Origin of the sequence: Bacillus sp. JJ864, from assembly GCF_036963045.1 — a bacterium.
GTDB lineage: Bacteria > Bacillota > Bacilli > Bacillales > Bacillaceae_G > Bacillus_A > Bacillus_A pseudomycoides_C.
Map to the genome: position 1 here is coordinate 1 of NZ_JBALLY010000050.1, position 15642 is coordinate 15642.

Here is a 15642-nt window from a genome sequence, read left to right on the forward strand (position 1 = left end):
ATATTATTTCGATATGAAGTTCTAACATATTAATAATATAAGAACTGTGACACCAAAATAATGAGATAAATAATATACAGCTCATTCCTAATAAAGGAATGAGCATTTTTAAAATGTGATACAAAGAAATAACTTGTATATTATAAGTCTGAAGAAATAAAAACTGTATTTCTTCTTTATTGTATTGATTTAAAGCAATAGTTATCCCTGTTATGATACCAATCAATAAACAAATAAAATTTAAATTAAAAGATTGATGCACACCTTCTATAAAAGGGTAAAATCCAGTTATAGCATATGCCATAATAAAAATTCCAAGCAATAAAATAAGAAAATCAGATGTTTTACACGTTCCTCTTATTCTTCCCTTTAACAAAATTTTAAACAAGCTAATAGTAATAGATAAATTTTTAGTTATCCCAATATATATTTCTCCTTTTTAAATAAATACATAAATATTAATATTATAATTATCTCATAAACAATTCTTGAGAGAGTATAAAACATTTTATATAAATGAATAAAGACACAAGAAGGAGAACAAATGTAATATTGACATCCCATCAGTTTAGTCATAAATTCAATGTAAAAAAGAAAGAATTAGGTAACATGATGAAAGAAAACATGATCAATCCCTCCTTATCCAAACAAGAAGAACGTCTCGGTTTAATGCTATGGTTCCGTCTCTCAAGAGTATATAACCAAAGTATTCGCGAATCGAATCAACATTTAAAAGACTAGAATCTGTCGGTAGCCCAGTTTGACGTCTTAGTTCAAGTCGGTTCCCTCGAAAAATTATCCCAACAAGAATTAGCAAATAAGCTTTTTGTTACGAAAGGCAATATTACGCAACTATTAAGTAAAATGGAAGGATTGGGATTGATTAAACGAGAGCAAGAATGGAAAACAAAATACCTTTCATTAACTGAAGAAGGAAAAAAGTTATTTCATGAAATGGTTCCGAATCAAGAGCACTTTCAGGCATCACAATTTTCCAAGTTGGATCATGAAGAGAAAAAACAGCTTTTAGATTTACTTCGGAAAATTCAAAAGTAATTCCCTCTATGCCCTTTTGCGAGGAGCCAAATCGAACGTAATGACGTTTTAGCAAAATGATAAAATGACTCAAATATCGATAACATAGTAAAAAAGTCCGATCTCCCTACGCTAAGGAAGAATCGGACTTTTTTTATTATGTGAGCAAATATATTTTGAAAATACTATTCCTTTCTAAAAAACGACATACTATAAAAGGAAACATGACATCTAACTTCATTGGTGACTTATTATGATAAAAAATGAACAAACCCATTTATTTTTTCTTATACATTCTTTATTGATTTATATTGCGTTTCATTATATAGCCCTGCAAATATGGGATGAATACTCATTTCAGTTTCAATTACAAATGAGTATCGTAACTTTCATTCTTAATGGGATTATATGTGGCTCGTTATTGTATTCTACTTCCCGTAAAGAAGGACATGCCTATACGTTTTGGATGTTCTTAACAATTGGCTCATTCTTTTACTTTATTGGTGACACGATTGTTATGTATCAACACCTCATTTTGCATAGTTACAAAGCAATTATAGATTCCTCAGATTTATTCTATTTATTGTTTTTACTTTTCTATACGCTAGCTTTTTTCTATAAGAATATGTATGAATGCACAAATTGGGAAAAAATATTTATGTTATGTGATGTTTGTATCATCGTTACAGCAGCATTTACCTTACATTGCTATCTATTCTTTAAAAATGCTATCCATCCAGATGCGATATCTAATATTTATAAATTTATACAACTTGTATATCCAATTACAGATTTATTATTTTTAGTCATGGGCATTCATTTATTACTGCGTCCCTTATCATTTGTTTCTCGATTAGTTGTTGCTTTACTAAGCGGTTCACTCATTTTATATGCACTGCTTGATTCTATGTATGGATATATTAAATATTTTGCAGCAAATCATTCTTTGTTCACAATAACACCTTTCTTCCAAATTGTCTTAGGACTAGTTGCAATCGCTTGTCTGCTGCACGAAGAAAACAAAAGTGAACAACATTTTTTCAATCCTGAAATGGGTGAAAAGGTTCGATTATCACTTCCTTATTTAGCAGTTGCAGCATTAATTCTATTTACTTTATATGAAAAAACCTTTTCTCCTATTTTAGAAAAAGGTGTATTTTTAACCTTTTTCTTCGTACTTATTCGCCACATGTTAGTAAGGCACCAAAATAAACGGCTATTACAAAAGCAACAACAGTTTAATTTAGAGTTAGAAAAGCAAATTGAACTACGTACAGAAGACTTAGTGGAACAAACAAATGAATTATATAAAAGCCAACAAATGTTTAAATCACTGTATGAGCATCATCCAGATCCCATTTTTACATTAGATTTGCATGGGAACTTTTTAAGTGTAAACAATGCTGGGATTATATTACTTGGCTATCAAACAGATTCCCTTTTACATGAGTCTTATCGCTCTCTCATATATGAGGAAGATTTAGAAAAAGCCATTCATGCTTTTCGTTACGTGAAAAAGGGGCACTCTACAACTTTAGAAATAAGAGCGTATCATCAAAACCGCGATATTTATTATTTACATGTAACTGTAGTGCCAATCATACTGCAAGCACGCATCACAGGCATTTATTTAATGGTAAAAGACATTACGGAAGGAAAACGACAGCAAGAGCAAATTAGCTTCTTAGCGTATCACGATACATTAACACAGCTCGTCAATCGCCGTGCCTTTGAAAAACAACTTAATCATGCCATTCTTAGCGCTAAGAAAGAAAACATAAAACTCGCTATTATGTTTCTCGATTTAGATCGGTTCAAAATTATTAATGATACACTTGGGCATAAAACTGGAGATTTTCTCTTAATTGAAGTTGCAAAACGCTTGCAACATGCGGTTGGACAAAATGGAACGGTTGCCCGGTTCGCAGGCGATGAATTTACCATTTTAATTGAAAAATACGAAACCCTTTCAGAAATTGAAAGTATCGCAAATGCTATTTTACGAATCATGAACGAACCAATTGAATTAGAAAATCATACGTTACAAATTACACCGAGTATTGGAATTGCCACATATCCAGACGCAGGAGACGACGCTATGTCACTTCTACAGCATGCTGATATGGCAATGTATGAAACGAAAAATAAGGGGAAAAACGGCTTTTCAATTTACACAAAAGCACAGCTGTGAATATATGCAAAGTTACTACTTTAGTGAACCGCTACTTGCTTTCTCTCTTTGTTTTAAACTTTGCACGTGGTAGGAAAAGGCCCTGACCGCTTCTATGCATGGCCAGATGCTCTCGTCCCCACTAAAAAGAAAAGGGTTTTTTATGTCATTTTTCAATTTGTATTTATATATAAATGAAAAAAAGCCGCAAAGGTTCATCCCTTTACGGCTTCTTCTTTACTTCATATTTGAAACGTCCAAACGGTTAATCGCACGTTTAAGTGCCATTTCTGCACGTTTGAAGTCAACATGTGCTTGTTTATCTTGCATACGTTGCTCAGCGCGGCGCTTCGCTTCGTTTGCGCGATGGATGTCGATATGATTTGCTGTTTCAGCAGATGGTGCTAATACTGTTACTTTCTCAGGGCGAACTTCAATAAAGCCACCGCTAACTGCTATGTAATCTGTATGTCCACCATTTTTCAAGCGAATTGCACTAATTTTAAGTGGTGCAACAGTCGGAATGTGACCTGCTAAGATCCCCATTTCCCCGCTCTCTGCTTTTACGCTTACCATTTCAACTTCGTTTTCATAAACCGGTCCATCAGGAGTTACAATACTGACTGGAAATGTCTTCATAATTCGTCCCTCCTAAGGCCTTATGCCATCATTTTCTTCGCGTTTTCAACAACTTCTTCAATACCACCAACAAGACGGAATGCATCCTCTGGAAGGTCATCATGTTTTCCTTCTAGAATTTCTTTGAATCCACGAACTGTTTCTTTTACAGGTACGTAAGATCCTTTTTGACCTGTAAACTGTTCTGCTACGTGGAAGTTCTGTGATAAGAAGAACTGAACGCGACGAGCGCGATGTACAACTAATTTATCTTCTTCAGATAACTCATCCATACCTAAGATGGCGATGATATCTTGAAGCTCTTTGTAGCGTTGCAGAGTTTGCTGAATTTGACGAGCAATTGCATAATGCTCTTCTCCAACGATTTCTGGAGATAGTGCACGAGATGTAGATGCTAATGGATCTACCGCTGGGTAAATACCCATTTGCGTTAAACGACGCTCTAAGTTTGTTGTTGCATCTAAGTGAGCGAACGTTGTTGCTGGTGCTGGGTCAGTGTAGTCATCGGCTGGTACATATACCGCTTGGATAGACGTGATAGACCCTTTATTTGTTGATGTAATACGCTCTTGTAATTGACCCATTTCTGTTGCAAGTGTTGGTTGGTAACCTACCGCAGATGGCATACGACCAAGTAGGGCAGATACTTCAGAACCAGCTTGCGTGAAACGGAAGATATTATCGATGAACAGAAGTACGTCTTGTCCTTGCTCATCACGGAAATGTTCAGCCATTGTTAAACCTGTTAACGCAACACGTTGACGCGCTCCAGGTGGCTCGTTCATTTGTCCGAATACCATCGCTGTTTTCTTGATTACGCCAGAATCACTCATTTCGTGGTATAAGTCGTTACCTTCACGAGTACGCTCACCTACACCAGCGAATACAGAGATACCACCGTGTTCTTGTGCGATGTTGTTAATTAATTCTTGGATTAATACCGTTTTACCTACGCCAGCACCACCGAATAGACCGATTTTACCACCTTTAATATAAGGAGCTAATAAGTCTACTACTTTAATACCAGTTTCAAGAATTTCTACTTTTGTAGATAACTCTTCGAATGCAGGTGCAAGGCGGTGAATTGGATCACGGCGTACATCCGCTGCCACTTCTTCACCTAAGTCAATTGCGTCACCTAATACGTTAAATACACGACCAAGTGTTGCATCACCAACTGGAACAGAAATTGGTTTACCAGTGTCTTCTACCTCTACACTACGAACAAGTCCGTCTGTAGAAGACATTGCTACTGTACGAACTGTATTATCACCAAGATGAATCGCAACTTCTAAAGTTAAGTCGATTGCATCTTCTTTAATTCTAAGGGCATTGTAGATTTCAGGTAGCTTTCCGCCGTCAAACTTAACGTCTACAACCGGACCCATGATTTGCGTAACGCGCCCTTTATTCATCGGGTTCCCTCCTAGCTTTCTTTAAATTAACCGGCTTTTCTGCGAACAGTCGGCTTTCATTTTTTATATTTCATTTCGCTTTTTCTCTAATCCAGCTCCAGCGGCTAGAATGGTCGGTGGCTTCGCTTCTTCCTGCGAGGCAAAGAACGCCTCTACGTCTGAAGCTCCATCCCCCTCCCATTCTGAGCGAGCCGCTTCCGCTTTTTATTCTAACGCTGCTGCACCGCCGACGATTTCCGTAATTTCTTGCGTAATCGCTGCTTGACGAGCGCGGTTGAAAGAAAGTGTAAGTGTATCGATAACTTCCATTGCGTTGTCTGTAGCACTTTTCATTGCTGTCATACGCGCTGCGTGCTCACTTGCTTTACCGTCTAGCAATGCACCGTAAACTAAGCTTTCTGCGTATTGTGGCAATAATACTTTTAAAATATCTTCTTCAGATGGTTCAAATTCATATGAAGTTGTTGCTTTTTCAGACACCACATCTGTAAGCGGTAAAACTTTCTTCTCCGTTACTTCTTGTGAAATCTTACTTACATAATGATTGTAATAAATATACAATTCATCATAAGCACCATCTGTAAACATCGAAACTGCTCTTGAAGCAATATCTTTAATATCAGCGAATACTGGTTGATCAGATAATCCAATTACTTCATCAATGATATTAAAACCACGACGTTTTAAGTAATCACGTCCTAGACGTCCAAGCACAATAATTGCGTACTGGTTTGCATCCATGTTGTGACGCTCTTTCACCACGTTGCTTACTGCACGTAAAACGTTACTGTTATATCCACCTGCTAGTCCGCGATCCGATGTAATAACGATGTATCCTGTTCGCTTCACAGGACGCGCTGTTAACATTGGGTGATTTACCCCGCTACCTTGCGCTATGCTCGCTACTACTTCTTGAATCTTATCCATATACGGAACGAAAGATTTAGCATTTTGTTCTGCACGGTTTAATTTCGATGCAGATACCATCTCCATCGCTTTCGTAATTTGACTCGTTTTCTTTGTCGAGTTAATTTTCGCTTTTATATCGCGTAAAGATGCCACAGGTTTTCACCACCTTTTTTCCGGAAGTTGGCATGATTAGAAAGACTTCCATTTTGTCTATCTTCCTAATCGTTATACTTGTTCATGATTGAAGGAAAAGAATAGGTGCACCTACTCTTTTCCTCTTCATATCCGTTAGCACTCCTTGTAAGAGCGCCTGTTTATATAGAAGTGGAGCGGCCTAACGAGCCGCTTCCGCTTTTTATTTAATCTAGCTCCAGCGGGCTAGAAAGGTCGGTGGCTTCGCTTTTTCCTGCGAGGCAAAGAACGCCTCTACGTCAAAAGCTCCATCCCCCTCCCTTTCTGAACGAGCCGCTTCCGCTTTTTGTTATTACTCAGAAGCCACAAAAACTTTTTTGAAGCCGTTAATAGCAGTTGCCATTTTTTCGTCTTCAGGAAGTTTTGTTGTTGTACGAATTTCAGTTAATAATTCAGCAGCATTTGTATCTAACCAAGCATGGAACTCGTCTTCGAAACGAGTGATATCTACTACTGGGATATCATCTAAGAATCCGCGTGTTAATGCGTAAAGAATCATAACTTGCTTCTCTACTTTTAATGGCTTATGTAAGCCTTGTTTTAATACTTCTACTGTACGTGCACCACGGTTTAATTTCGCTTGTGTTGCTTTATCAAGGTCAGAACCGAACTGAGCGAACGCTTCTAATTCACGATAAGATGCAAGGTCAAGACGAAGTGTACCAGATACTTTGCTCATTGCTTTGATCTGAGCCGAACCACCAACACGAGATACAGAAGTACCTGCGTCAATCGCTGGACGTACACCAGAGAAGAATAGATCAGATTGTAAGAAGATCTGCCCATCTGTAATAGAGATTACGTTTGTTGGGATGTAAGCTGATACGTCCCCTGCTTGTGTTTCGATGAAAGGTAATGCTGTTAAAGAACCAGCGCCTCTTGCATCACTTAATTTAGCCGCACGCTCTAGTAAGCGGGAGTGTAAGTAGAATACATCCCCTGGATACGCTTCACGACCTGGAGGACGACGTAATAATAGTGATAATTCGCGGTATGCAGCCGCTTGTTTTGATAAGTCATCATATACAACTAATACGTGTTTACCGTTGTACATGAACTCTTCACCCATTGTTACACCAGCATATGCAGCTAAGTATAATAATGGAGCAGGTTGAGAAGCAGATGCAGTTACAACGATTGTGTAATCTAATGCACCGTGCTTACGTAATGTTTCAACTACGTTACGTACTGTAGATTCTTTTTGTCCAATTGCTACATAGATACAAACCATATCTTGATCTTTTTGGTTCAAGATTGTATCGAGTGCAACAGCTGTTTTACCAGTTTGGCGGTCACCGATGATTAACTCACGTTGTCCGCGGCCAATTGGTACAAGAGCGTCAATCGCTTTAATACCAGTTTGAAGTGGCTCATGAACAGATTTACGGTCCATTACACCTGGTGCTGGGCTTTCGATTGGACGAGTTTTTGTTGTGTTAATTGGACCTAAACCGTCTACTGGTTGACCTAGTGGGTTTACAACACGACCGATTAATTCTTCCCCTACTGGTACTTGCATGATGCGACCTGTACGACGTACTTCGTCACCTTCACGAATTTCAGTATAAGGTCCTAAAATAATGATACCTACGTTATTTTCCTCTAAGTTTTGTGCTAGTCCCATAACGCCGTTAGCGAACTCAACAAGCTCACCAGCCATAACGTTATCAAGACCATGAGCACGTGCAATACCGTCACCAACTTGAATAACTGTACCAACATCGCTAACTTCGATCTCAGACTGATAGTTTTCAATTTGTTGCTTAATCAGTGCGCTAATTTCTTCAGCTCTGATGCTCATGCGCTTCACCCCTATCTATTCTTCATAAGTTCACGCTGAATACGTGCTAATTTTCCTTGTAAACTGCCGTCGTAAATGCGGTTTCCAATGCGTACTTTAATACCGCCTAGTAAATCTTCATCTACAACATTTTGAACGCGAATTGCATCTTTTCCTGTTTTCTTTGCAAATGCTTCTGCAATGCTAAGTTTTTCATCTTCCGATAAAGAACGAGTAGAGTAAACCGTTGCATCAGCTACGTTACGCTCTTCATTTGCAAGTGCAACATACACATCTACAATTTCAGGTACTAATGTTTCGCGATGATTATCGATTAAAAGATATAACGTGTTTAAAATCGGCTGAGAAACAGTAGAAAACACGTTAGAAAGAGTTTGTTTTTTCTTTTCTGCTGAAATGTTTGGTTGTCCTAAAAAAGTATGTAGTTCTTTACTACTTACAAAAACGCTTTGAACAAGGCGCAGTTCTTCCTCAAACATTTCTAGTACGTGTTTTTCTTTTGCGATTTGAAAAAGAGCGACAGCATAACGTTTAGCTACAATCTCATTGCTCATCGCGCTTCTCCTACCTCTTTAATATAATCGCGAATTAATTGAACTTGGTCTTCTTCTTTCAGTTCTTTTTGCATAACTTTAGAAGCAATTTGGACAGATAAAGAAGCAACCTGTTCTTGAAGAGCAGCAATTGCTTGCTCTTTTTCGCGTTGAATTTCTTGTACAGCAGATTCTTTAATAGATACTGCTTCTTCTTTAGCAGCAGCAACAATACTTTCTTTTTGATCTTCTGCTTGCTTTTTCGCTCTCTCGATTAATTCTTGCGCTTCAATACGTGATTGTTTTAACATTTCACGTTGTTCTTCTACTAACTTTTTCGTCTCTGCATTGTTCTTTTCCGCAGCGTCGATTTCGCTAGAAATATGATCTTCACGTTCCTTCATAATTCCCATTAAAGGTCCAAATGCATATTTACGAAGTAATGCTAATAGAATTAGGAAAACGACAATTGTATAAAGTACTGTTCCGTATGGTACAGCAGCAGCTCCTAATAATAGAGTTGGCACAAGGATTCACTCCCTTCAAAAATCTAAATTAAACAAATGAAAAGACAAGTAATGTTTCATTCATAAAGCAATGGCGAAGAAGGTCCAAAAACGATCTTCGCCACTTATTGTAAGGGGAGCTATCCCTTATTTGTTTAATACGATAAACGCGATTACTACACCGATGATTGGAAGCGCCTCAACTAACGCTACCCCGATGAACATGATTGTTTGAAGTACACCACGTAATTCTGGTTGACGAGCAACACCCTCAACTGTACGTGATACGATAAGACCATTACCAATACCAGCACCTAATGCAGATAAACCAATAGCAATTGCAGCTGCGATTACACCTAAACTCATTTTAAAAGTCCTCCTTTTTATCAATAAAAAATAAATTTTGTACTTACTTTAAATATATTAATGGTCGTGGCTTACTTTATGAGCCATGTATACCATCGTTAACATTGTAAAGATAAATGCTTGGATAGCACCTACGAAAATACTGAAGCCCATCCATGCTAACATCGGCAGAACAGCACCTAATGCGCCGCCAAACGTACCGTTTGCTCCTAATTGAGCAAGTAACGTTAATAAAATTTCACCCGCATAAATGTTACCAAATAAACGCAGACCTAACGTCAATGTATTCGCAAATTCCTCAATTACCTTTAAAGGGAATAAGAATTTCATTGGTTGAATATAGCCTTTTAAATATTCTTTCGTACCCTTCATTTTAACTCCATAATAATGGGTGAGGGCAACTACCATCACGGCTAATGTTAGAGTAACTGCTGGGTCAGACGTTGGAGATCTCCACCATGCAATATGCTCTCCGCCTTCAGCCGTCGCAATCATGAACGGCAAACCGAGCATGTTTGCTACAAATATGTACATAATGAGTGTAACTCCAAGCGTTAAAAAGCGTCCGCCTGTTTGCCAATCCATCGTACTATTAATCATACCCTTCACGAAGTCCACAATCCATTCGAAGAAGTTTTGCACTCCTGTTGGACGCAGAGCTAAGCTACGTGTACCAATCATAGCAATGATAAATACGATTACTGCCGCAACAGTTGTCATCATAACAGAGGACAAGTCGAACGTTAAACCTAGAAATTCAACTAATTTACCGTGTTCCACTAGTAATTCACCTCTCTTCCCTGCTCTTATACTGTAGATAAAGAAAATCTATGATCATGACAAGATATCCTGTCAGCAATCCTAATCCTAAGCTCCACATCGCCATTAAATGTTGATATTTTGCTGCAAATAAAATTAATAGCCCTATCGCGGCTAATCTCGAATATGTACTCACTGCGGTCGCTTTATACTTTACCGTTTCTCCTTGTGTAACGCGATCTAACAGCCTGTCCGTCTTATGTGCAACGATGCGCAAACTAAGAAAACCGAAAATCGTCCCGATAATCAGTCCTAGAAAGACATCTTTGTATGAGGTAAAGCCCCATCCTAATACAAAGAGTGCGAGAAGGTTGTACATATATTTCTTTTGTCTTTGGACAAGTTCATGTACTTCTATCATCATTGCTCTCCCGAATAAAATTTTTGAATGAGTCGAATCATACCATAAATCCCTGTTCCAAGTCCTAGTAATAAACCGATTACTAGAAATAATGGAAACGTTCCAAGCTTACCATCAATCCATTGCCCGCCAAAAATTCCAACTAAAATAGCGCCAACGAGCTGAGAAAGAATTCCAGTCATTAAAGCATACGCCTTAAATGGACTACGCTTGTTTCCCTCCAAGGATTCATCCCTCCATATGTAAAGCCTCATTCACTATGTGTAAAGAATGTGTTAATAATAACTCATTTTTTTGCATAAATCCTATTTAAATGAGAAAATTATTTTTTTTGTCAAAGAATAGACGCAAATTTGTCAATGAAAACCCTACCATCTATCCCCGTTGTTAGCATACAATAGGGTGTTAAACAGTGTCAACGTCAAATCGAAAAAAATCAAAAAATTTGAGTATTAGGTATTTCTTCCCATAACTGAAAACGTTCTCCTTCAAAATAATGTTAAAATACGTCTAATTTCTAGACATTTTCTCTTTATAATAGAAAAAAATGTTCACAAGTTTGTCACTATTATACTTTTGGGATATATAAATTTTCACATTTGATATAACTTTCTCAAATAAGAAGTTTCTATATTATATGCAATTTCAATACAGATTATGTTGCATAAAAAAACAGACGAGAAGGATGTCCTCTCGTCTGTTGTCTTACTTCGTTCCAAATAAACGGTCGCCAGCATCTCCAAGACCTGGTACGACATATCCATGATCGTTTAATTTTTCATCTAATGCAGCCACGTAAATATCCACATCAGGATGGTCTTCCTGAATAACTTTTACGCCTTCTGGAGCACCAACGATACACATTAATTTAATATGTTTCGCACCGCGCTTCTTTAATGAAGTAATCGCCTCTGATGCAGAGCCGCCTGTCGCTAACATTGGATCAAGTACGATAAAATCACGTTCTTCTACATCAGTTGGAAGCTTCACATAATATTCTACAGGTTGTAATGTTTCTGGATCACGGTATAAACCGATATGACCTACTTTCGCTGCTGGAATTAATTTTAAAATTCCATCTACCATTCCTAAGCCTGCGCGTAAAATAGGAATTAAACCAAGCTTCTTACCTGCAATCACTTTTGTTTTCGCTTTACTTACAGGTGTTTCAATTTCAATCTCTTCAAGCGGAAGATCGCGTGTAATTTCAAACGCCATCAAACTTGCTACTTCATCTACTAGTTCACGAAATTCTTTCGTACCTGTATTCTTATCGCGAATATATGTAATCTTATGTTGAATTAAAGGGTGATCAAAAACATACAGTTTTCCCATGTGAATCGCTCCTTCAGATGATATTGATGCGTGAGAGCACGCTATTTTTACACTATGTACGATTGTAAAGAAAACGCTTCTAATATTCAAGGGCGAATTTGGTAAAGTTTTAAATGCTTCTTCCTTTTACAAGAATAGCTTTACCAATTATAAAGGCGGCATCCTTCATTATATATTTAGAATGTCTTTAAGATTTGTATACATAGGTTGCCTTGAATGTCCTTCTCTTCATATATAATATTTTATGAAATACTGTTTTTTTAGTTTCTTATTTCATTCAAACATATGTTATTTCAATAGAACATTATTAATATAAGAAACAAATGAATCTTTAATTACACCTTTCATTTAATAAACTCCTTCAAAACTATGTCTTTGCAATTTATTTCAGAAAGTACTTCATCTAAATCCGTTATTTCGAAAGGATAAACTACTCCCTTAACCTTACTATGTAATGTAACTTTGGCTAGAGCTGCTGTAACCATCGCCGTTGTATGATAATCTGAAAAAGTAGATAAAGACAAAGTTTTAGTGCACTCTTGATTATCGATTATTCCTTTTACTTCAACAGTAAGAAAAGCCTGCCCATTTTTATTCGAATTATGTTTTACAACTTTTGAGAGGAACTTACTGTTATTAAGCTTAAGAATGCCATCAATAATTCCAAGCAGTCCAATAGTTTATTTGTTTAATCTTTAATGTTTGATTTAGGAAATCCTTTTCTGCGTGATCAATTAGTCTTACTTCACTTTCATTATATGGTTCATTAAAATACATTTTTCTTTTTTTGGTAAATCCCAATACATTTACCATATCGTTGTCTGTATAATAATTAGCAGGTTGAGAAATAATTTTTAACATATCTAATATACCTGAAATCCCAGCCTTCGCATTTGTATTTTGTAGTAAGCCAATGTTCACATCAGTTACTTCTTGAAATATTGCATCCACTTATTGATATTACATTTGTTTCCATTTGGTATCAACAGAATGATTGTCTAATAAAAAAAAGCTGCTGAAACAATACGTTTCAACAGCTTTTTATCTTATAGCTCTTTATACATTGGGAATTTATCAGTTAAGGCATTTACACGCACGCGTGCTTCTTCTAATGCTGCTTCATTATCATGATTTTTTAATGTGTGAGCCATAATTGATGCGATTTCATCCATTTCAGCAAATCCGAAACCTCTTGATGTCACAGCTGCAGTTCCAATACGAACGCCGCTTGTTACAAATGGGCTAGCTGGATCAAATGGAATTGTATTTTTGTTTACTGTGATACCAACTTCATCTAATACATGCTCTGCAACTTTTCCAGTAATGTCTAAATTGCGAACATCAATTAAAATTAAGTGGTTGTCCGTTCCACCAGAAACAAGAGTAATCCCTTCTTTTTGCAGACCTTCAGCTAAACGATTCGCGTTGTTAATAATGTTTTGTGCATATGCTTTGAAGTCGCCCTGCAATGCTTCTCCAAATGCAACTGCTTTTGCTGCGATTACATGCATAAGTGGTCCGCCTTGAATACCAGGGAAGATGGATTTATCAATTTGCTTTGCAAATTGTTCTTTACATAAAATCATACCGCCGCGTGGTCCGCGTAATGTTTTATGCGTTGTTGTTGTTACGAAATCAGCGTATGGTACTGGGTTTGGGTGTAAGCCTGCTGCTACAAGTCCTGCGATATGTGCCATATCTACCATTAAATATGCGCCAACCTCATCAGCGATTTCACGGAATTTCTTGAAATCGATCATACGAGGATATGCACTTGCACCGGCAACGATTAATTTTGGTTTATGCTCTTTCGCTTTTTCTAATACGTCTTCATAATTGATGTGATGTGTATCAGGATCTACACCGTATTCAATGAAGTTGTATTGCACGCCACTAAAGTTAACAGGACTTCCGTGTGTTAAGTGACCGCCGTGGGATAAGTTCATACCAAGTACTGTGTCACCTTGCTCTAGAATTGTGAAGTATACAGCCATATTTGCCTGTGCACCAGAGTGTGGTTGAACGTTTACGTGTTCTGCGCCAAAAATTTCTTTTGCGCGATCACGTGCGATATCTTCTACGATATCTACATGCTCACAACCACCGTAATAACGTTTCCCAGGATATCCTTCTGCATACTTGTTCGTTAATACAGAACCTTGTGCTTCCATTACTGCTTCGCTTACGAAGTTTTCAGATGCAATAAGCTCGATTTTTGAACGCTGTCTTCCTAATTCTAATTCAATTGCAGCAAACACCTTTTCATCTTGACGTTTTAAATGCTCCACCAAAATCCCCCTTTTCTGAACGAACTACACCTATTTCCGATATTTTCCCTTCATTTCTTAAGAAAAAACGAAAGTTCTAGTTGTAATTCTTTTAAATCTTCACATTTTCAACTACATTCTAACACGACTCCACACATGATAAAAGAAAAAAAAGACCAAATTTGGTCTTTTTTTATTAGAAGTTTATGACTTAACTACAAGTAAACGTTTCCTCTTTTATTGCATATACTGCACGCGCTCCTCCAATTAACTTCGGACGCGCTTTTGCCATCGTTACATGAGCATGCCCAATCTCTTTCACACGCGTACGTATCGGAACAGCTACATGTTTTAAATGCATACCGATAAATGTATCTCCAATATCAATACCTGCGTCTGCTTTTACGAATTCTACGATAACGGGGTCTTTCATATTATGATATGCATATGTTGCAAGAGCCCCACCCGCTGATCTGACAGGCGTAACAGTTACAATCTCGAACTGATGCTTTTCTGCGACTTCTCGTTCTACCACTAAAGCACGGTTTAAATGTTCACAGCACTGAAACGCTAGGGTAATGCCATGCTGCTCTTGAAAATGTTTTAACCCAGAAAAAATCGCTTCTGCTACTTCCATCGTTCCCGATGTTCCAATTCTTTCACCAAGCACTTCACTCGTACTACAGCCCACAACAAAAAGGCTTCCATTTCGCAACATGGCTTGCTCTTGAAACTCAAAAAGCGCTGTTTGCAACTGCTCTTTTAACTGTAATATTTCACTCATTACGCTCTTCCTTTCGCAGGTAGGTTCAACAAATTATATTACTTCTTACTAGAATTTAGACTACAATTACTTCGCTTCGTACGCTTTAATTTTTCCTACACGATTTTCGTGACGGCCGCCTTCATAATCCGTTGTTAACCAAATCTTTGCGATGTCGCGCGCTAATCCAGCTCCAATTACACGCTCACCCATTGCTAACATGTTCGTATCATTATGTTCTCTCGTTGCTTTTGCACTAAATGTATCATGCACTAATGCGCAGCGAATGCCGTGTACTTTATTTGCCGCAATTGACATACCAATACCTGTTCCGCAAATTAAAATACCACGATCTACTTCACCATTTGCAACCATTTCTGCTGCTGGGAATGCAAAATCAGGATAATCTACAGAACCTGCTTCGCACTCACAACCTAAATCAATATATTCAATGTTCAATTCTTCTAATAGACTTACGATTTCTTTACGAATATTCAATCCGCCATGATCAGATGCTACAACTACTTTCAT

At 37.5% G+C, this 15642-nt stretch carries 18 protein-coding genes and 1 pseudogene; 2 read left to right on the forward strand and 17 right to left on the reverse strand.

Annotation, left to right across the window (positions count from 1 at the left end):
* Positions 1–304 (reverse strand): hypothetical protein (locus V7024_RS09150; RefSeq protein WP_335518617.1); only part of this gene is annotated, 304 nt, incomplete at its 3' end.
* Positions 305–612: 308 nt separating this feature from the next.
* On the opposite strand from V7024_RS09150, the pseudogene V7024_RS09155 reads away from it, so the two are divergent.
* Positions 613–1056: pseudogene (locus V7024_RS09155) on the forward strand (MarR family winged helix-turn-helix transcriptional regulator).
* 232 nt (positions 1057–1288) lie between these two features.
* Positions 1289–3226 carry a sensor domain-containing diguanylate cyclase gene (locus V7024_RS09160; protein ID WP_335518620.1) on the forward strand — a complete coding sequence of 646 codons (1938 nt, stop codon included), beginning with the start codon at positions 1289–1291 and terminating at the stop codon, positions 3224–3226.
* Between the two features lie 216 nt (positions 3227–3442).
* Here the strand turns inward: V7024_RS09160 and V7024_RS09165 are convergent, their stop codons facing one another.
* The 16 genes from V7024_RS09165 to rpiB form a co-directional block, all read right to left on the reverse strand.
* Positions 3443–3844 (reverse strand): F0F1 ATP synthase subunit epsilon, encoded by a 402-nt coding sequence (locus tag V7024_RS09165; protein WP_335518623.1) that lies wholly within the window; start codon positions 3842–3844, stop codon positions 3443–3445.
* A gap of 20 nt (positions 3845–3864) precedes the next feature.
* Entirely contained in the window at positions 3865–5259 is a 1395-nt protein-coding gene (gene atpD / locus V7024_RS09170; protein WP_335518626.1) for a F0F1 ATP synthase subunit beta, read from the reverse strand.
* Between the two features lie 204 nt (positions 5260–5463).
* The gene (gene atpG / locus V7024_RS09175) at positions 5464–6321 is read right to left on the reverse strand and encodes an ATP synthase F1 subunit gamma (RefSeq protein WP_335518629.1); all 858 of its coding nucleotides are present in this window, start codon (positions 6319–6321) and stop codon (positions 5464–5466) included.
* Between the two features lie 331 nt (positions 6322–6652).
* On the reverse strand, positions 6653–8161 hold the full coding sequence (atpA, locus tag V7024_RS09180) for a F0F1 ATP synthase subunit alpha (protein ID WP_335518632.1): 1509 nt from the start codon (positions 8159–8161) through the stop codon (positions 6653–6655).
* Positions 8162–8172: 11 nt separating this feature from the next.
* Positions 8173–8715 carry a F0F1 ATP synthase subunit delta gene (locus tag V7024_RS09185; protein ID WP_335518634.1) on the reverse strand — a complete coding sequence of 181 codons (543 nt, stop codon included), beginning with the start codon at positions 8713–8715 and terminating at the stop codon, positions 8173–8175.
* Positions 8712–9221, reverse strand: coding sequence for a F0F1 ATP synthase subunit B (atpF, locus tag V7024_RS09190; RefSeq protein WP_335518637.1), 510 nt, complete (start codon positions 9219–9221; stop codon positions 8712–8714). Before atpF ends, V7024_RS09185 begins: the two co-directional genes overlap by 4 nt.
* A 126-nt stretch (positions 9222–9347) precedes the next feature.
* Entirely contained in the window at positions 9348–9566 is a 219-nt protein-coding gene (atpE, locus tag V7024_RS09195) for a F0F1 ATP synthase subunit C (protein WP_020061436.1), read from the reverse strand.
* A 57-nt stretch (positions 9567–9623) separates the two neighbouring features.
* A complete protein-coding gene (atpB, locus tag V7024_RS09200; protein WP_335518641.1) occupies positions 9624–10346 on the reverse strand; it encodes a F0F1 ATP synthase subunit A in 723 nt (240 codons plus the stop codon).
* 7 nt (positions 10347–10353) lie between these two features.
* Positions 10354–10746 carry an ATP synthase subunit I gene (locus tag V7024_RS09205; RefSeq protein WP_335518644.1) on the reverse strand — a complete coding sequence of 131 codons (393 nt, stop codon included), beginning with the start codon at positions 10744–10746 and terminating at the stop codon, positions 10354–10356.
* Complete coding sequence (locus V7024_RS09210) at positions 10746–10970, reverse strand: AtpZ/AtpI family protein (protein ID WP_335518647.1); 225 nt, start codon at positions 10968–10970, stop codon at positions 10746–10748. The genes V7024_RS09205 and V7024_RS09210 overlap by 1 nt, the downstream gene beginning before the upstream one ends.
* A gap of 4 nt (positions 10971–10974) precedes the next feature.
* On the reverse strand, positions 10975–11055 hold the full coding sequence (locus V7024_RS24400; protein ID WP_438824456.1) for a DUF4024 domain-containing protein: 81 nt from the start codon (positions 11053–11055) through the stop codon (positions 10975–10977).
* A gap of 396 nt (positions 11056–11451) precedes the next feature.
* The gene (upp, locus tag V7024_RS09215; RefSeq protein ID WP_020061432.1) at positions 11452–12081 is read right to left on the reverse strand and encodes a uracil phosphoribosyltransferase; all 630 of its coding nucleotides are present in this window, start codon (positions 12079–12081) and stop codon (positions 11452–11454) included.
* Positions 12082–12735: 654 nt separating this feature from the next.
* Positions 12736–13002, reverse strand: a complete 267-nt coding sequence (locus V7024_RS09220; protein WP_335518650.1) for a hypothetical protein — start codon at positions 13000–13002, stop codon at positions 12736–12738.
* A gap of 125 nt (positions 13003–13127) precedes the next feature.
* Positions 13128–14369, reverse strand: coding sequence for a serine hydroxymethyltransferase (glyA, locus tag V7024_RS09225; protein WP_335518653.1), 1242 nt, complete (start codon positions 14367–14369; stop codon positions 13128–13130).
* Between the two features lie 190 nt (positions 14370–14559).
* The gene (locus V7024_RS09230) at positions 14560–15132 is read right to left on the reverse strand and encodes a TIGR01440 family protein (protein WP_335518655.1); all 573 of its coding nucleotides are present in this window, start codon (positions 15130–15132) and stop codon (positions 14560–14562) included.
* Between the two features lie 66 nt (positions 15133–15198).
* Positions 15199–15642 carry a ribose 5-phosphate isomerase B gene (gene rpiB / locus V7024_RS09235; protein WP_098917345.1) on the reverse strand — a complete coding sequence of 148 codons (444 nt, stop codon included), beginning with the start codon at positions 15640–15642 and terminating at the stop codon, positions 15199–15201.

Bases quoted from the DNA above. Each gene is read 5' to 3' on its own strand.
- V7024_RS09160 (WP_335518620.1), top strand. From the start codon at position 1,289: ATGATAAAAAATGAACAAACCCATTTATTTTTTCTTATACATTCTTTA.
- V7024_RS09165 (WP_335518623.1), bottom strand. From the start codon at position 3,844: ATGAAGACATTTCCAGTCAGTATTGTAACTCCTGATGGACCGGTTTAT.
- atpD (WP_335518626.1), bottom strand. From the start codon at position 5,259: ATGAATAAAGGGCGCGTTACGCAAATCATGGGTCCGGTTGTAGACGTT.
- atpA (WP_335518632.1), bottom strand. From the start codon at position 8,161: ATGAGCATCAGAGCTGAAGAAATTAGCGCACTGATTAAGCAACAAATT.
- V7024_RS09185 (WP_335518634.1), bottom strand. From the start codon at position 8,715: ATGAGCAATGAGATTGTAGCTAAACGTTATGCTGTCGCTCTTTTTCAA.
- atpE (WP_020061436.1), bottom strand. From the start codon at position 9,566: ATGAGTTTAGGTGTAATCGCAGCTGCAATTGCTATTGGTTTATCTGCA.
- V7024_RS09205 (WP_335518644.1), bottom strand. From the start codon at position 10,746: ATGATAGAAGTACATGAACTTGTCCAAAGACAAAAGAAATATATGTAC.
- upp (WP_020061432.1), bottom strand. From the start codon at position 12,081: ATGGGAAAACTGTATGTTTTTGATCACCCTTTAATTCAACATAAGATT.
- V7024_RS09230 (WP_335518655.1), bottom strand. From the start codon at position 15,132: ATGAGTGAAATATTACAGTTAAAAGAGCAGTTGCAAACAGCGCTTTTT.
- rpiB (WP_098917345.1), bottom strand. From the start codon at position 15,642: ATGAAAGTAGTTGTAGCATCTGATCATGGCGGATTGAATATTCGTAAA.